Here is a 15,359-nt window from a genome sequence, read left to right as displayed (position 1 = left end):
ATGACGAAGGCCCCGCACTCTCGTGCAGGGCCTTCGAGCTGAGTGGCTCGCGTCAGAGCGAAGCGACCTGCTTCGCGATCGACGACTTGCGGTTCGCAGCCTGGTTCTTGTGGATGACGCCCTTGCTGGCCGCCTTGTCGAGCTTGCGCGTCGCGACGCGGAGGGCGCTGGCCGCCTTCTCCTTGTCGCCCGAGGCGATGGCGTCGCGCGTCGCGCGAACGGCGCTCTTCACTTCGCTCTTGACGGCCTTGTTGCGCTCCTGCGCCTTGAGGTTGGTGCGGATGCGCTTGATCTGCGACTTGATGTTTGCCACGTGGTTCGTCTTTCCTTCTATGCGGGTACCGGATGTGCCGAGCGAAGGTAGAGGGGCCTCGCCGGCGAATCGTGCGGGGTGGGACCCACACGGAAGCCAACAGGCAACGATACCAGCTACTCCCCGGCCACACCAATGCGGCCCGTCGACGTCGCACCGGAGGCGGTGCCATCCTGAGCGGATCCCGATTCGCGTGCGATCCGCCGACGTCGTGCGGCGACTGCGGCGCGTCGTTCGAGTTCGGCCACGGCCCCTGCCACGACGGCCGCGAAGTCGTCGGGGCGCACGAGACTCACGAGGTGGGTGGCGCCGGGCACGATGACGAGGCGAGCGTCGCGTGCAGCACGGAGCATCCGTCGTTCATCGAAGCGGAAGTGATCGAATCGGCCGTTCACGAGCCACACGGGAACCTCGATGCGGGCGAGCGCCGCCTCGGGGTCCATCGACGCCGCCGCCTCGAGCACGGGCGCCATGACGTCGAGGGCGACGCCGCCGGCGAGCACGTCCTCTGCAGCGCCGGGCGAGAGGAAGAGGCGCGTCGTCAGATCGTGCAGTGCTCGGCCGCGGTCGGGCATCCTCCCGATCAGGGCCGCGAGCCGGCGGTACCCGGCAAGTGCCGGCCCCCGGGGCCGAGTGCCGCACGACGCCGCCACGAGCCCGTCGAGGCGATCGGGATGCGTCGCCGCGAACTCCATCGCGAGGTAGCCGCCGAGGCTCAGCCCCACGAGCAGTCGCGGCACCGGGAGCGCATCGGGCGGGTTCAGCCCCTCGTCGATGAGGCGCATCGCCTCGTCGAACGAGAATGGCTCGCCGAGCCGGGTTCCGTGTCCGGGCAAGTCGATCGCGACCACGTCGAGGTCGTGGCGTCCGAGCATGGCGCACTGCTTCCGCCACATCGTCGCCGAGGTGCGGAGACCGTGCACGAGCACGACACGGGCGCGCGGCATCCGTCAGCCCGCCTCGGTCGCGTTCGCGACGCGCTTCGCGACGCGCTTCACGACGTGAACACCGGCAATCACGATGACGGTCATGGTGATGCCAGCCTAGCCAGCGGGCCTCTCGGGCGACAGCCGTCGAAAGCAGGGCCGGAACTCATGGGAGAATCGACAGGATGTCCCCTCGAGCCGCCAATCCTCCGGTGCCCGCCGCCACCGACCCAGCGCTGATCCGCAACTTCTGCATCATCGCGCACATCGACCACGGCAAGTCGACCCTCGCCGACCGCATGCTCGGCATCACCGGCGTCGTCTCCGACCGCGACATGCGCGCCCAGTACCTCGACCGCATGGACATCGAGCGTGAGCGCGGCATCACGATCAAGAGCCAGGCCGTGCGCATGCCGTGGCAGGTCGGCGACACGTCGTACGCGCTCAACATGATCGACACGCCGGGTCACGTCGACTTCAGCTATGAGGTCTCCCGCTCGCTCGCGGCGTGCGAGGGAGCGATCCTCCTCGTCGACGCAGCGCAGGGCATCGAGGCGCAGACCCTCGCGAACCTCTACCTCGCGCTCGAGAACGACCTCGAGATCATCCCCGTGCTCAACAAGATCGATCTCCCGGCCGCCGAGCCCGAGAAGTACGCGCGCGAGCTCGCCGACCTCATCGGCGGCTCGCCCGACGACGTCATGAAGGTCTCGGGCAAGACGGGTGTCGGCGTCGAGGAACTGCTCGACCGCGTCGTCGAGCGCATCCCTGCGCCGGTCGGCAACGCGGATGCCCCGGCTCGGGCCATGATCTTCGACTCCGTCTACGACAGCTACCGCGGCGTCGTCACCTACGTGCGCATGATCGACGGTCATCTCGCGCCGCGCGAGCGCATCCAGATGATGTCCACGCGCGCCACGCACGAGATCCTCGAGATCGGCGTGAGCGCGCCCGAGCCGACGCCCGGCAAAGGACTCGGCATCGGCGAGGTCGGCTACCTCATCACGGGCGTGAAAGACGTGCGCCAGTCGAAGGTCGGCGACACCGTCACGACGGCTGCGAAGCCCGCGACCCAAGCGTTGCCCGGCTACACCGAGCCGCTTCCCATGGTGTTCTCGGGCATCTATCCCATCGACGGCGGCGACTACCCCGAGCTTCGCGAGGCGCTCGACAAGCTGAAGCTGTCGGATGCCGCGCTCGTCTACGAGCCCGAGACCTCGGTCGCCCTCGGCTTCGGCTTCCGTTGCGGCTTCCTCGGACTCCTCCACCTCGAGATCGTCACCGAGCGGTTGCGCCGCGAGTGGGGTCTCGACCTCATCGCGACGGCTCCGTCGGTCGTCTACGAGGTGACCACGGAAGACAAGAAGACGGCCACCGTCACGAACCCGAGCGAGTTCCCGACGGGCGCGAAGATCGTCGAGGTGCGTGAGCCGATGGTGCGCGCGGCGATCCTCGCCCCGAAAGACTACGTGGGCACGATCATGGAGCTCTGCCAGAGCCGCCGCGGTGCGCTGCTCGGCATGGAGTACCTCGGTGAAGACCGCGTCGAGATCCGCTACAACATGCCCCTCGGCGAGATCGTCTTCGACTTCTTCGACCAGTTGAAGTCGAAGACCGCAGGCTACGCCTCGCTCGACTACGAGCCCACGGGCGATCAGGCGGCCGACCTCGTGAAGGTCGACATCCTGTTGCAGGGTGAGCAGGTCGACGCGTTCAGCGCCATCGTGCATCGCGACAAGGCCTACGCCTATGGCGTGCTCATGACGGGGCGCCTGCGCGAGCTGATCCCGCGGCAGCAGTTCGAGGTGCCGATCCAGGCCGCGATCGGCGCGCGCATCATCGCGCGCGAGTCGATCCGCGCCATGCGCAAAGACGTGCTCGCCAAGTGCTACGGCGGTGACATCAGCCGCAAGCGCAAGCTCCTCGAGAAGCAGAAAGAGGGCAAGAAGCGCATGAAGATGGTCGGCCGGGTAGAGGTGCCGCAAGAGGCGTTCATCGCTGCCCTGAGCGGCGACACCGAGAAGAAAGACGCGAAGAAGTAGGAGGCGACGGATGACTCGCCGAAGCACGTTCACCGACCAGTCGGTCACCTATGGCGCGATCGGGGCGACCCTCGCGCCCGATCTCCTGCGCTATCCGCCGGCGGGCTATCGTCCCGCTGAGGACGCGGTGCGAATCGGCAGCGGCATCGAGCGATTCGAGCGGGCCGCGGAATCGCTCATGACGTGGGGCATCCAGCGGGGCGCCGGCTTCACGGTCGACGACGTCTCCACGGGCACCGGCGCGCAGTACCCGGGCATCGTCTACGACGCCGACGGCTCGCCGCTCGCCGACCAGCCGCCACCGCGCGCCGAGGAGCGATTCGGCCCCGACGGAACGCCCTACATCGCGGCCGGCATGACGGCGACGCTCCGCCGCAAGGGCCGCTTCCGCACGCAGTCCACGCCCGTGCTCGTCGTCTACGTGCTCGACGAGCCCGACCGCATCGGCTTCGCCTACGGCACGACCGCCGACGGACCCGAGAGCGGCGAGGAGTCCTTCATCCTCGAACGACGCGACGACGACACCGTGTGGCTCACCATCCGGTCGATCCTCGCGACTCGCGGCGGCATCCGTGGCCTGTTCGCGCCCGGCCAGCGGCGGAAGCGGCGCGAACTCACTCGCGTCGAGCTCCGCGCCCTGCATCCTGCGGGTGGCGTGTAGGCGTGGGCTCCGCCCTCCCGCTCGGCGACTCGGCTCCGGCCGACGGCGTGCTGCCGCCGTCCGCGGCCGCAGGGGCCGCTGAGCGCGCGTTCGGCGTCTACGTGCACGTGCCCTTTTGCCGGGTGCGCTGCGGCTACTGCGACTTCAACACGTACACGGCCGGTGAGCTGCGCGGTGCAAGGCAAGCCGATTACGCCGACCACGCCATCGGCGAGATCCGGATGTCGCGGCGAATGCTCGAGGCATCCGGAGTGCCTGATCGCACCGCCCAGACGGTGTTCTTCGGCGGCGGAACGCCGACCCTGCTCCCCGCTGACGACCTCGTGCGCATGCTCGGCGCCGTTCGCGACGAGTTCGGCTTCGCAGCCGGCGTCGAGGTGACGACCGAGGCCAATCCCGATTCGGTGGGGCCGGCTGACTTGCAGCGCCTCGCCGACGGCGGATTCACCCGTGTCTCGTTCGGCATGCAGTCCGCCGTGCCGCACGTGCTCGCGGCGCTCGATCGCACCCACGACCCCGCACGCGTTCCGCTCGTGGTCGGTTGGGCGCGAGATGCCGGGCTCGACGTGAGCCTCGACCTCATCTACGGCACGCCGGGGGAGTCGCTCGACGATTGGCGGCGAAGTTTGGAGTTCGCCGTCGGGCAACGCCCAGACCATCTGAGTGCGTATGCGCTCATCGTCGAGCAGGGTACGAAGCTAGCGAGGCAGATCCGCCGCGGAGAACTCGAGACGCCCGACGACGACCTCGAGGCCGACATGTACGAGCTCGCCGAAGATCTGCTCGGCGCTGCGGGCTATGAGTGGTACGAGGTGAGCAACTGGGCGACCGCGCCCGCGCACCGCTCACGGCACAACCTCGGCTACTGGCGCAGTGACGACTGGTGGGGCGTCGGCCCCGGTGCCCACAGTCACGTGGGCGGCGTGCGCTGGTGGAACGCGAAGCATCCGGCGGCGTATGCAGAACGTGTTGCCGCCGGGGTGTCGCCGGCTGTCGGCCGCGAGGTGCTCGACGCGTCGACCCGAGAGACCGAGCGGGTTCTGCTCGGCACTCGTATCCGCGAGGGGATCGACCTCGGCTCACTGCGCCCCGAAGGACGCACGGCGGTCGCCGGTCTCGTCGCCGACGGGCTCGTGGATGCCAAAACCGCCCTCTCAGGTGGGCTCGTGCTCACCATGAGAGGGCGGCTGCTCGCCGACGCCGTGGTCAGGCGCCTGCTCGAGGTGTGATGCCGTTCAGCTCACGAACTTGATCGAGAGCGGGTACGAGTACGGCTGGCCCTGGTTCGCCTTCACCGCGGCGATGATGCTGAAGACGATGATCAGGACGCCGATCGCCGCCATCAGCAGGAAGCCGATGAGGATGATCGTGAGGATCGAGCTGACGATCATCGCGATGGTCATCGTGATCTGGAAGTTCAGCGCCGTCGCAGTGTGTGCGCGCACGAACGGTCCGCGATCCTTCAGCACGAGGTAGCCGACGAGTGCGGGGATGAACCCGAAGAAGATGCCGCCGAGGTGGATGAGCATCGACCACAGCTTCTCGTCGGCTGGGCTCAGCTGGTTGGTCTGCTCGTAGGGGCTCGAGGGCGGCGGCGGCGGTGTTGCGTCGGACATGTAGTGCGTCTCCTAGGTCGGGGCGCCGAACGGCGGTACTCGGTCGATCTCATGCTGGCACAGACAAGCGCGCCGGGGGCGGATTTCGCCTTCCCCGGCGCGCTCGTCGGCCGCGTGGTGGCGGGCGTCTACTTGATGAGACGCACGGAGAACGGGTAGCGGTAGTGCTTGCCGTCCTTCGCCTGGAGGAACGCGATGATCGAGAACACGACGCCCAGGATCCAGACGACCCAGGCGAGCAGCGACAGCACGCTGCCGAGGCCGAAGGTGACGACGGTCACGAGCGCCGTGACGATCCAGACCGCGATGTACGCGAAGACCAGCGTGATCTGGAAGTTCAGCGCCTCCTTGCCCTCGGTGTTCGTGAACGTGCCACGATCCTTGAACACGAGCCAGATGATGAGCGACGGCAGGAATCCGAGGACTCCACCGAGGTGTGCGAACGAACCCCACTGGATGTCCTGCTCAGGCGACAGTGGCGCGGCAGCGACCGGCTGCGGTGCTGCAGGCTGCTGCGGCGGCGGAATGTTGGGGTCGGGGGTCTGAGCATTGGGGTCGGTCATGAGCGTGCCTTTCGAAGGTTCTCTGATGAACCGCGACTGTGAAGGAGATTCGCAGCCAGTGGTGACGCGCGGATTACCCATACGGTAGCGCCGACACCCGCGGGCTGGCAACGACTACGGCACGGCATGTCGCGATATGATTGGCACTCAGGTAGAACGAGTGCTAAGCCGGTGCAGGGAAAGCGAGGGTCATGGTCTCCGAACGGAGTCTCGCGGTGCTCCGCGCGATCGTGCAGGACTACGTGGCGTCACGCGAGCCGGTGGGCTCGAAGACGATCGTCGAGCGCCATGCGTTCGGCGTCTCCGCCGCGACGATCCGCAATGACATGGCGCTCCTCGAAGAGGAGGAGCTCATCGCGGCGCCGCACACGTCGTCGGGCCGGATCCCCACCGACAAGGGCTATCGCGTCTTCGTCGACCAGCTGACCGACGTGCGTCCGCTGACCCAGGCGCAACGGCAGGCGATCGAGACCTTCCTCGGCGAGTCGAGCGACCTCGACGAACTGCTCGCACGCACCGTGCGGCTCATCGCCCAGCTCACGAAGCAACTCGCCGTGGTGCAGTACCCGAGCTTCACGAGCGCCCGCGTGCGGCACGTCGAGCTCGTCTCGCTCGCGCCGAACCGGGTGCTCTGCATCCTCATCGCCGACTCCGGCCAGGTCGAACAGCGACTCGTCGAACTCGAGCAGCCCGTCGACGAAGACACCCTCGCCGACCTGCGTGTGCGCCTCAACGACATTGCTGCTGGCGAGACGATGGCGGATGCCGCGATCGCCCTCTCGGGCGAAGTCCGCTCCGCCGATCGCCGTCACGCCGCAGTGATGCACACGCTCGCCGCGACGCTCGCCGAGCAGGCGCGCGTCCAGCGCACCGACCGGCTCGTGGTCGCCGGTGCCGCGAACCTCGTGCGAACCGAGCAGGACTTCGCGGGATCGATCCTCGGCGTCATCGAGGCGATCGAGGAGCAGGTCGTGCTCCTGAAGCTCTTCGGCGAGATGGCCACCGACGAGCACGGTGTCGCCGTGCGGATCGGGCGTGAGAACGCCTCCTTCGGCCTCGGGGAGACCTCGGTCGTCACGAGCGCGTTCGAGATCCCCGGGCGCGACATCTCCCGGCTCGGAGTCGTGGGGCCGACCCGAATGGACTACTCCAACAGCATGGCGGCGGTTCGCGCCGTGGCACGCTACCTCTCCCGCACCCTCGGCGAGAGCTGAACCCCGTCATTCGCCGCGACACCGGCGCATTGCATCCGGCAACCGAAAGGACAAGCCCTCCGTGGCCGACCACTACGAGGTCCTCGGCGTCGCACGCGACGCCACTCCCGACGAGATCAAGAAGGCGTATCGGCGCCTCGCCCGAGAGCTCCACCCCGATGTGAATCCCGGAGCCGAGGCATCCGAGCGATTCAAATCGGTGACGCACGCCTACGACGTGCTGAGCGACCCGAAGCAGCGCCAGCAGTACGACCTCGGCGGGCAGGGCGGCTTCAGCGGGCAGGGTTTCGGCGGGTTCGGCGACATCTTCGAGACGTTCTTCGGTGCCGGCCAGGCCACTCGCGGTCCGCGGTCGCGACGCGAGCGCGGACAGGATGCGCTCATCAGGGTGGAGGTCGGGCTCGAAGAGGTCATCTTCGGCACCCACCGCGACATCGAGGTCGACACCGCGATCACGTGCGGCACGTGCCACGGCAGCTGCTGCCAACCGGGCACCTCGCCCGTCACGTGCGACATCTGCCACGGCACCGGCTCGATCCAGCGCTCGGTGCGCTCGCTGCTCGGCAACGTCATGACGTCGAGCCCCTGCGGCACCTGCCGGGGCTACGGCACCGTGATCGCCACGCCGTGCATCACATGCCAGGGCCAGGGTCGTGTGCGTGCCCGGCGCACCGTGCCCGTCGACATCCCCGCCGGCGTCGACACGGGTGTTCGCCTGCAGATGCCGGGCTCAGGGGAGGCCGGCCCTGCCGGCGGCCCCAACGGCGATCTCTACCTCGAGATCAAGGTCAAGAACCACGAGGTCTTCAGCCGCAACGGCGACGACCTCCTGTGCTTCCTCGATGTGGCGATGACCGACGCGATCCTCGGCACCAGCACCACGATCCCGGCGCTCGATGGAGACGTCGACGTCGAACTCAGGGCGGGGCTGCAGAGCGGCGAGATCCTCACCGTGAAGGACCGCGGCGTCACGAAGCTCCGCGGCACCGGACGCGGCGACCTGAAGATCGGCGTGCAGGTCGTGACCCCGACCAAGCTCTCGACGAAGGAACGCGATCTCATCCAGCAGTTCGCCGCCTCGAAGAAGTCGCACGGGCCCGAGCTCGGACATTTCCAGCAGGGGCTCTTCGCGCGCCTCCGCGACCGGTTCCTCGGCTAGGCCGGCGTGAGCAGCCTCTACCTCGACGAATCGCTCGAACTCGGCGCCGTCACGCCGGGTGCGACCGTCGAGCTCTCGGGCGACGAGGCGCGTCACGCGGTGACCGTGGCACGCGTTCGCACGGGTGAGCGCATCGCGATCGGCGACGGCCGCGGCATCCTCGTGCGCGGCGTGGTCGTCTCCACCGGGGCCCGCGAACTCGCGCTCGAGGTCGAAGAGGTGCTCGTCGAAGAACCCCCCGAGACGCGGATCACGCTCGTGCAGGCGCTGGCCAAGGGCGATCGCGACGAGCTCGCGGTGCAAGCGGCGACCGAGCTGGGCGTCGACGCGGTCGTTCCGTGGGCGGCCGCGCGATCGGTGTCGCGCTGGGAGGGCCCGAAGGCCGAGAAGGGGCGCCAACGCTGGGCGAGCATCGTTCGCGAGGCGGTGAAGCAGTCGATCAGGGCCTGGCTTCCGCCGGTTGCGCCGGTCACGACGACGGGCGACCTCGCCGGCCTGCTGCAGGGCACGCGGATGCTGCTGCTCGAGCCCACCGCGACGACACCCATCACCGACATCCGGCCCGACGGTCGTGACCTCGCGCTCGTCGTCGGACCAGAGGGCGGCATCGCGCCGCCCGAGCTCGAGCGACTCGTGGCGGCCGGCGCGGAGCCGGTGCGACTGGGGGCATCCGTCTTGCGCACATCGACGGCCGGACCGGCTGCGATCGCCGTGCTCAACGCTGCGCTCGGGCGGTGGTGAGCCATCGATCGCTACGATGGTGGCATGAGCGATTCCGGTGCACGGCCCTCCCTCTTCGAGCGGATCGCCACTCGTGAGATCCCCGCGCGCATCGTGCTCGAGACCGAGCGCGTGATCGCGTTCCACGACATCGCGCCCAAGGCGCCGGTGCACGTCGTCGTGACGCCGAAGGCCGGCGACTACCGCGACGTCGTCGAGCTCGCAGCCGGAGACCCCGGCCTCCTCGCGGAACTCGTCGCCGCAGCGCACGAGGTCGCGGATTCGCTCGCCGACGGCCAGTTCCGGCTCGTCTTCAACACCGGGCCCGATGCCGGCCAGACCGTCTTCCACGTGCACGCACATGTGCTCGGCGGAGGGCTCGAGGAGACTTCGCTTGGCGACTGATCCGATCGGCCAAGGCGCCGCGCCGCAGCCCGCGCGCGACGATGAAGAGCGCCTCACCATCGACGGCATCGCCATGGTGCGCCTCCTCGGCCCGCAGGATCGCCTGCTCTCGAGCATCGAGCGCGAGAACCCCGGCGTCGAAGTGCACGTGCGCGGCAACGAGATCGCGATCCGCGGCGACGTCGACGGTCGCACGCGAGTGCGCCGCCTCATCGAAGAACTCCTGGCGCTCGTTCGCAACGGCCAGGATCCGACACCCACCGAAGTGAGGAGTTCGGCCCGAATGCTCGAAGCCGATCCCAATGCCAAGCCGTCCGAGATGCTCGGGCAGGTCATCGTGTCGAGTCGCGGAAAGACCATCCGACCGAAGACCGAGGGCCAGCGGCAATACGTCGACGCGATCGACGAGCACACGATCGTCTTCGGCATCGGTCCGGCCGGCACAGGCAAGACGTACCTCGCCATGGCGAAGGCCGTGCAGGCGCTGCAGCGCAAAGAGGTCAGTCGGATCATCCTCACGCGCCCCGCCGTCGAGGCGGGGGAGCGCCTCGGCTTCCTGCCGGGCACGCTCACCGACAAGATCGATCCCTACCTCCGCCCGCTCTACGACGCGCTCAACGAGATGATGGATCCCGAGCTCGTGCCGAAGCTGCTCGCCGCGGGCACGGTCGAGGTCGCTCCGCTCGCCTACATGCGCGGCCGCACCCTCAACGACTCGTTCGTCGTGCTCGACGAGGCGCAGAACACCACGCCCGAGCAGATGAAGATGTTCCTCACCCGTCTCGGGTTCGGGTCGCGCATGGTGGTCACCGGCGACATCACCCAGGTCGACCTGCCGACCGGTGCGAGCGGACTGCGACTCGTCACACGCATCCTCGACAACGTCGACGACATCCAGTTCATCCGGCTGACGAGCGACGACGTCGTGCGCCACTCGCTCGTCGGCCGCATCGTCGACGCCTACACCGAGTACGACCAGCGCACGCAGGCCCAGCGGTTCGAGCGTGATCAGGCTCGCGAGTTCGCGAACCGCGCCGAACGGCGGGGTCACGCGCCACGCGATCACCAGCCGAGGAAGAACACGTGAGCATCGAGATCAACAACGAGTCGGCCATCGCGGTCGACGAGACCGCCATCCAGCGGCTCGCCGTGTACGCGCTCGACGCCATGCACGTGCACGCCGACGCCGAGCTCGCGATCGTGCTCGTCGACGAGGGCGCGATGGAGCAACTGCACGTGCAGTGGATGGATGAGCCGGGTCCCACCGACGTCCTCAGCTTCCCCATGGACGAACTGCGTCCGGGCACGGAAGACCAGCCCACCCCGCCGGGCCTGCTCGGCGACATCGTGCTCTGTCCGCAGGTCGCGCAAGCGCAGGCGCAGACGGCGGGCCACGAGCTCATCGACGAGCTCCTGCTGCTGACGACCCACGGCATCCTCCACCTGCTCGGGTTCGACCATGCCGAGCCGGCCGAGGAGAAGGAGATGTTCGGCGTGCAGCGCGACATCCTCGTCGGCTTCTCCATGCAGGAGCGGCGCCGCTGACCATGGAGCCCTGGCTCTTCCTCGGAGCGGCATTCGTGCTCGTGGCATTCGGCGGTCTCATGGCCGCCGTCGATTCGGCCATCGGTGTGAGCTCGCGCGCCGACATCACCGACATGGCCTTCAGGTCGCGGGCGCGCCGCTCGCTTCTCGCGATCGCGGAAGACACCGGCGCCCACGTGAACGCGGTGAACTTCATGCGCATCATCGCCGAAACGACCTCGGCAGTGCTCGTGACCCTCGCGTTCACCTTCTTCATCGAGAGCATCTGGCTCGTGCTGTTGTACTCGGCGCTCATCATGACCGCCGTCTCGTTCGTGCTCGTGGGGGCGAGCCCGCGCAGCGTCGGCCGTGCACACTCGTCCACGGTGCTCCGTCTCACGGCTCCGCTCGTGCACTTCCTGCGCGTGCTCCTCGGCCCGCTCGCGGGCGCGCTCGTCACGCTCGGCAACCGGGTCACGCCCGGCCGCATCCGCTTCGCCGGGGTGTCGAGCGAGGAGCAACTGCTCAGCATGGTCGACGAGGCGACCGAGCTCGACGTGCTCGAGGAGGGCGACCGCGAGCTCATCCACTCGATCTTCGCGTTCAACGACACCGTCGTTCGCGAGGTCATGGTGCCGCGCACCGACATGGTCACGATCGACGCCTCCGAGCACCTCGCGCACGCGATGTCGCTGTTCCTGAGGGCCGGCTACTCGCGCATTCCGGTCGTCGAGCGCGACGCCGACGACGTCACCGGCATCCTCTACCTGCGTGATCTCGCACGACTCGGCTTCGAACAACCGCTCGACGCCGAGGGACTCACGGTCGGCGAGCTCGTGCGCCCAGCGGTCTTCGTGCCCGAGTCCATGAAGGCCGACGCGCTGCTCCGCCAGATGCAGCTCGAATCGAACCACCTCGCGATGGTCGTCGACGAGTACGGCGGCATCGCCGGCCTGGTCACGCTCGAAGACCTCATCGAGGAGCTCGTCGGCGACATCTCCGACGAGTACGATCGCGAGGCCGCCCAGGTCGAGGAACTCGAGCCGGGGCGGTATCGCGTGAACGTGCGACTGCCGATCGGCGAGCTCGGCGACCTCTTCGGCCTCGACCTCGAGGATGAAGACGTCGACTCGGCCGGTGGGCTGCTCTCCAAGGAGCTCGGCCGCCTCGCGCAGCCCGGCGAGCGCGTGACCGTCTCGGGCCTCCTGCTCGAAGCCGAACGCACCGAGGGCCGCCGCAAGCGAATCTCCACCATCCTCGTCGAACGTGACCAGGCGCTCATCGATGCGCAGACCGCGTTCGAGTCGGGCGACCCCGAAGGAAGGAACAGCCGTGGCTGAGTACCGTGCCGGATTCGTCTCGATCGTCGGGAGGCCCAACGTCGGCAAGTCGACGCTCACCAACGCGCTCGTCGGCGAGAAGGTGGCGATCACGAGCTCGAAGCCGCAGACCACGAGGCGCGCGATCCGTGGCATCGTGCATCGCGAACGCGGACAGCTCATCCTCGTCGACACGCCGGGGCTGCACCGCCCGCGCACGCTGCTCGGCGAGCGACTGAACACGCTCGTGCAGTCGACGCTCGGCGATGTCGACGTGATCGCGTTCTGCGTTCCCGCGAATGAGGCGATCGGCCCGGGCGACCGCTACATCAACGAGCAGCTCGAGCAGTATCCGAGGGCCAAGAAGGTCGCGATCGTGACGAAGACGGATGCCGCGTCGAAGGCGCACGTCGCCGAGCAGCTCCTCGCGGTCTCGCGACTGCGCGAATGGGACTCGATCGTCCCGGTCTCCGCGCCGCGCGGCGAGCAGCTCGAGGTGCTCGTCGACGAGCTCCTCGCGCTCATGCCGACCGCGGAGCACGAGCTCTACCCGGCCGAGATCCTCACCGATGAAGACGTCAACGAGCGGATCGCCGAGTTCGTGCGCGAGGCGGCACTCGAGGGCGTCTCCGACGAGCTGCCGCACTCGATCGCCGTGACCATCGACGACGTCATCGAGCGCGACGACAAAGACCTCGTCGAGGTGTACGCCAACCTCTACGTCGAGCGCGACAGCCAGAAGGGCATCATCATCGGCAAAGGGGGCGCGCGGCTCCGCGAGGTCGGGGCGACCGCTCGCGTGCAGATCGAGGGCCTCCTCGGCCGCAAAGTCTTCCTCGCCCTGCACGTGAAGGTCGCGAAGGACTGGCAGCGCGACCCCAAGCAACTGGGGCGCCTCGGCTTCTGAGCACGGCCCTCAGTTGCTCCGGCCCTCACCTCGCCGGGGGATACATCGCAGGGATGATTCCGCTGCCGTTGCGAGGCTGCGCCGCCGCCGGGCGCGTACGGTGGATCGGTGCCCACCTCGATCAGCCGTGCCAGGTTCACGACGGATGCCGTGCTGGCCGGCGTCTTCGCGGTGCTCTGCCTGCCCTTCGCGGCACTCGGCGGCTGGCCCGACTTCGTGGTGCTCGCCGCCTTCACGGCGGCGCTCGTGGTGCGTCGCCGCGCACCTGCGTGGTCGCTCGGGATCGCCTGGGGCGCCGCGCTGCTGCAGATGACGATGCTGCGCGACCTCCAGCTCTACGACGCTGCGGTGCTCGGCGTGCTCTACTCGACTGCCGCGCACGGCGGGCGGGTGCTGAAGTGGCTCGGCCTCGCCTCGGCCGGCGTCGGGGCGCTGCTGGCGACCGGGTACCTCGCGGTCGTGAAGCCGCTCCTCGACGATGCCGGCTTCGGCTCGGGAGACCCGTTCAGCACGGTGCTCCTCGCTGCCGTGCTCTTCGTCGCATCGATCGCGGTGCTCGTGCTCGCGTGGACCACGGGCCTGCTTGTGCGTTCGGTACGCGACACCCGCGAGGTGCGGCGACGCGAGGAGACCGCGACGCGCGAGCGCGCGCTCGTCGAGTACCGCTACGCGGTGGAGCAGGAGCGCAATCGCATCGCCCGAGACATGCACGACGTCGTCGCGCACTCGCTCGCCGTCGTCATCGCGCAGGCCGACGGAGCGAGGTTCGCCGCGCCCGCCCGGCCCGAAGCGGGCATCGAAGCGCTCGGCACGATCGCGGGCGTCGCGCGTGGCGCCCTCGGCGACGTGCGGATGCTGCTCGCCGAACTGCGCCACCATGAGGCCGGCACCCCGCAGCCGGTGCTCGACGACCTCGGGGAGCTGCTCGAGCAGGTGCGCGCCGCGGGCCTCGACGTGCGCTTCACGGAGACCGGCGAGCGCCGTCAACTCGGCACCGGTCACCAGATCGCGGTGTACCGGATCGTACAGGAGGGTCTCACGAACGCCTTGCGGCACGGCGACGGCGCGGAGCCGGTCATCGTGGACTTCGCGTGGGATGCATCGGGTGTGAAGCTCGAGGTCGTGAACGCGATGCGCCCGGTTTCCGCTCCGACCGAGCCGCACACCATCCGGCACGGCATTCCCGGAATGCGCGAACGAGCCCAGCTCGCCGGCGGATCCCTGAGCGCCGAGGCCGGTGACGACGGGCGATTCAGGCTCCGCGCCCGCGTGCCCATCCAGCCGGGGAGCACCGTATGAGCGCCATCCGCGTCGCACTCGTCGACGACCAGGCCCTGTTCCGTGCGGGCGTGCGCATGCTCGTCGAGTCGCAGCCCGATCTCGACGTCGCCGGAGAGGCGGGCGACGGGGCATCCGGCGTCGCCCTCGCTGCGCGATCACAGCCCGACGTGATGCTGATGGACGTGCGGATGCCGGTGCTCGACGGCATCTCGGCGACCGAGCGCATCCTCGCCGACGCCGACCGCGAGGGGCGCACGCCGCCACGGATCCTCGTGCTCACGACCTTCGACCTCGACGAGAACGCCGCTCGCGCGATCCGGGCGGGAGCGAGCGGGTTCGTGCTGAAGGACGCCGACCCCGAGTTCCTGCTCGCCTCGATCCGCACCGTGCACCAAGGCAACCAGGTGATCGCCGCCTCCGCCACGCGCGAGCTGTTCGCCCACGTCGGCCGGGGGAGCGGGCGCCGTCCGGCTCCGGCAGCCTGGGCGGGACTCACGCCGCGCGAGCGCGAGATCTTCGCCCTCGCGGCGCGCGGGCTCTCGAACGCCGAGATCGCGGCATCCGAGTTCCTGAGCGAGGCGACAGTGAAGACGCACGTGAGCCGCATCCTCGCGAAGCTCGGCCTGCGCGATCGAGTGCAACTCGTCGTCTTCGGCTACGAGCACGACCTCGGCAGCTGACTCGACGCACGTCATCCTCGAGGATGACG

The 15,359-nt window shown here is 68.9% G+C and carries 17 protein-coding genes; 13 read left to right on the top strand and 4 right to left on the bottom strand.

The window, feature by feature from the left end; genetic code table 11:
* Nucleotides 1-52: 52 nt before the first annotated feature.
* Together rpsT and ESP51_RS08545 are read right to left on the bottom strand one after the other, a co-directional pair.
* A complete protein-coding gene (gene rpsT, locus ESP51_RS08550) occupies nucleotides 53-313 on the bottom strand; it encodes a 30S ribosomal protein S20 (RefSeq protein ID WP_129520485.1) in 261 nt (86 codons plus the stop codon).
* 116 nt (nucleotides 314-429) lie between these two features.
* Nucleotides 430-1,260, bottom strand: coding sequence for an alpha/beta fold hydrolase (locus ESP51_RS08545; RefSeq protein WP_129520484.1), 831 nt, complete (start codon nucleotides 1,258-1,260; stop codon nucleotides 430-432).
* Nucleotides 1,261-1,424: 164 nt separating this feature from the next.
* Between ESP51_RS08545 and lepA the strand changes: the two genes are divergently transcribed.
* Genes lepA through hemW form a run of 3 tightly spaced genes read left to right on the top strand, consistent with a single transcriptional unit; the run spans nucleotide 1,425 to nucleotide 5,171 of the window.
* Nucleotides 1,425-3,281, top strand: coding sequence for a translation elongation factor 4 (gene lepA, locus ESP51_RS08540; RefSeq protein WP_129520483.1), 1,857 nt, complete (start codon nucleotides 1,425-1,427; stop codon nucleotides 3,279-3,281).
* A 10-nt stretch (nucleotides 3,282-3,291) separates the two neighbouring features.
* The gene (locus ESP51_RS08535; protein ID WP_129520482.1) at nucleotides 3,292-3,942 is read left to right on the top strand and encodes a DUF1990 family protein; all 651 of its coding nucleotides are present in this window, start codon (nucleotides 3,292-3,294) and stop codon (nucleotides 3,940-3,942) included.
* A gap of 2 nt (nucleotides 3,943-3,944) precedes the next feature.
* Nucleotides 3,945-5,171, top strand: a complete 1,227-nt coding sequence (gene hemW, locus ESP51_RS08530) for a radical SAM family heme chaperone HemW (RefSeq protein WP_129520481.1) — start codon at nucleotides 3,945-3,947, stop codon at nucleotides 5,169-5,171.
* 6 nt (nucleotides 5,172-5,177) lie between these two features.
* On the opposite strand, the gene ESP51_RS08525 is transcribed toward hemW, so the two are convergent.
* Together ESP51_RS08525 and ESP51_RS08520 are read right to left on the bottom strand one after the other, a co-directional pair.
* Nucleotides 5,178-5,558 (bottom strand): DUF4870 domain-containing protein, encoded by a 381-nt coding sequence (locus tag ESP51_RS08525; RefSeq protein ID WP_129520480.1) that lies wholly within the window; start codon nucleotides 5,556-5,558, stop codon nucleotides 5,178-5,180.
* Between the two features lie 128 nt (nucleotides 5,559-5,686).
* Nucleotides 5,687-6,121 carry a DUF4870 domain-containing protein gene (locus ESP51_RS08520; protein ID WP_129520479.1) on the bottom strand — a complete coding sequence of 145 codons (435 nt, stop codon included), beginning with the start codon at nucleotides 6,119-6,121 and terminating at the stop codon, nucleotides 5,687-5,689.
* Nucleotides 6,122-6,312: 191 nt separating this feature from the next.
* Here ESP51_RS08520 and hrcA point away from each other — a divergent pair, with 191 nt between their 5' ends.
* The 10 genes from hrcA (at nucleotide 6,313) to ESP51_RS08470 (ending at nucleotide 15,330) form a co-directional block, all read left to right on the top strand.
* A complete protein-coding gene (gene hrcA / locus ESP51_RS08515) occupies nucleotides 6,313-7,335 on the top strand; it encodes a heat-inducible transcriptional repressor HrcA (protein WP_129520478.1) in 1,023 nt (340 codons plus the stop codon).
* A 61-nt stretch (nucleotides 7,336-7,396) separates the two neighbouring features.
* Nucleotides 7,397-8,494, top strand: coding sequence for a molecular chaperone DnaJ (gene dnaJ, locus ESP51_RS08510; protein ID WP_129520477.1), 1,098 nt, complete (start codon nucleotides 7,397-7,399; stop codon nucleotides 8,492-8,494).
* Nucleotides 8,495-8,500: 6 nt separating this feature from the next.
* Nucleotides 8,501-9,235, top strand: coding sequence for a 16S rRNA (uracil(1498)-N(3))-methyltransferase (locus ESP51_RS08505; protein ID WP_129520476.1), 735 nt, complete (start codon nucleotides 8,501-8,503; stop codon nucleotides 9,233-9,235).
* 24 nt (nucleotides 9,236-9,259) lie between these two features.
* Complete coding sequence (locus ESP51_RS08500) at nucleotides 9,260-9,619, top strand: histidine triad nucleotide-binding protein (protein ID WP_129520475.1); 360 nt, start codon at nucleotides 9,260-9,262, stop codon at nucleotides 9,617-9,619.
* 73 nt (nucleotides 9,620-9,692) lie between these two features.
* Nucleotides 9,693-10,706: a PhoH family protein gene (locus ESP51_RS08495; RefSeq protein WP_241843072.1), complete on the top strand. Its 1,014-nt coding sequence runs from the start codon at nucleotides 9,693-9,695 to the stop codon at nucleotides 10,704-10,706.
* Nucleotides 10,703-11,164 carry an rRNA maturation RNase YbeY gene (ybeY, locus tag ESP51_RS08490; RefSeq protein WP_129520473.1) on the top strand — a complete coding sequence of 154 codons (462 nt, stop codon included), beginning with the start codon at nucleotides 10,703-10,705 and terminating at the stop codon, nucleotides 11,162-11,164. The genes ESP51_RS08495 and ybeY overlap by 4 nt, the downstream gene beginning before the upstream one ends.
* 2 nt (nucleotides 11,165-11,166) lie before the next feature.
* On the top strand, nucleotides 11,167-12,483 hold the full coding sequence (locus tag ESP51_RS08485) for a hemolysin family protein (protein ID WP_129520472.1): 1,317 nt from the start codon (nucleotides 11,167-11,169) through the stop codon (nucleotides 12,481-12,483).
* Nucleotides 12,476-13,369: a GTPase Era gene (era, locus tag ESP51_RS08480; protein ID WP_241843070.1), complete on the top strand. Its 894-nt coding sequence runs from the start codon at nucleotides 12,476-12,478 to the stop codon at nucleotides 13,367-13,369. The genes ESP51_RS08485 and era overlap by 8 nt, the downstream gene beginning before the upstream one ends.
* Before the next feature lie 108 nt (nucleotides 13,370-13,477).
* Nucleotides 13,478-14,668, top strand: a complete 1,191-nt coding sequence (locus ESP51_RS08475; protein ID WP_129520470.1) for a sensor histidine kinase — start codon at nucleotides 13,478-13,480, stop codon at nucleotides 14,666-14,668.
* Nucleotides 14,665-15,330, top strand: a complete 666-nt coding sequence (locus ESP51_RS08470; RefSeq protein WP_129520469.1) for a response regulator — start codon at nucleotides 14,665-14,667, stop codon at nucleotides 15,328-15,330. Before ESP51_RS08475 ends, ESP51_RS08470 begins: the two co-directional genes overlap by 4 nt.
* The last annotated feature ends 29 nt before the right edge of the window (nucleotides 15,331-15,359 follow it).

The sequence above is a fragment of the Agromyces albus genome, assembly GCF_004134825.1.
Classification (GTDB): domain Bacteria; phylum Actinomycetota; class Actinomycetes; order Actinomycetales; family Microbacteriaceae; genus Agromyces; species Agromyces albus.
Note: the sequence above shows the minus strand (reverse complement) of the source record. Positions and strands in the feature narration are given on the sequence as shown.

Coding starts and splice junctions, on each gene's coding strand:
- hrcA (WP_129520478.1), top strand. CDS start 6,313: ATGGTCTCCGAACGGAGTCTCGCGGTGCTCCGCGCGATCGTGCAGGAC.
- ESP51_RS08520 (WP_129520479.1), bottom strand. CDS start 6,121: ATGACCGACCCCAATGCTCAGACCCCCGACCCCAACATTCCGCCGCCG.
- ESP51_RS08485 (WP_129520472.1), top strand. CDS start 11,167: ATGGAGCCCTGGCTCTTCCTCGGAGCGGCATTCGTGCTCGTGGCATTC.
- ESP51_RS08535 (WP_129520482.1), top strand. CDS start 3,292: ATGACTCGCCGAAGCACGTTCACCGACCAGTCGGTCACCTATGGCGCG.
- ESP51_RS08500 (WP_129520475.1), top strand. CDS start 9,260: ATGAGCGATTCCGGTGCACGGCCCTCCCTCTTCGAGCGGATCGCCACT.
- ESP51_RS08525 (WP_129520480.1), bottom strand. CDS start 5,558: ATGTCCGACGCAACACCGCCGCCGCCGCCCTCGAGCCCCTACGAGCAG.
- ESP51_RS08495 (WP_241843072.1), top strand. CDS start 9,693: ATGGTGCGCCTCCTCGGCCCGCAGGATCGCCTGCTCTCGAGCATCGAG.
- lepA (WP_129520483.1), top strand. CDS start 1,425: ATGTCCCCTCGAGCCGCCAATCCTCCGGTGCCCGCCGCCACCGACCCA.
- ESP51_RS08545 (WP_129520484.1), bottom strand. CDS start 1,260: ATGCCGCGCGCCCGTGTCGTGCTCGTGCACGGTCTCCGCACCTCGGCG.
- ESP51_RS08470 (WP_129520469.1), top strand. CDS start 14,665: ATGAGCGCCATCCGCGTCGCACTCGTCGACGACCAGGCCCTGTTCCGT.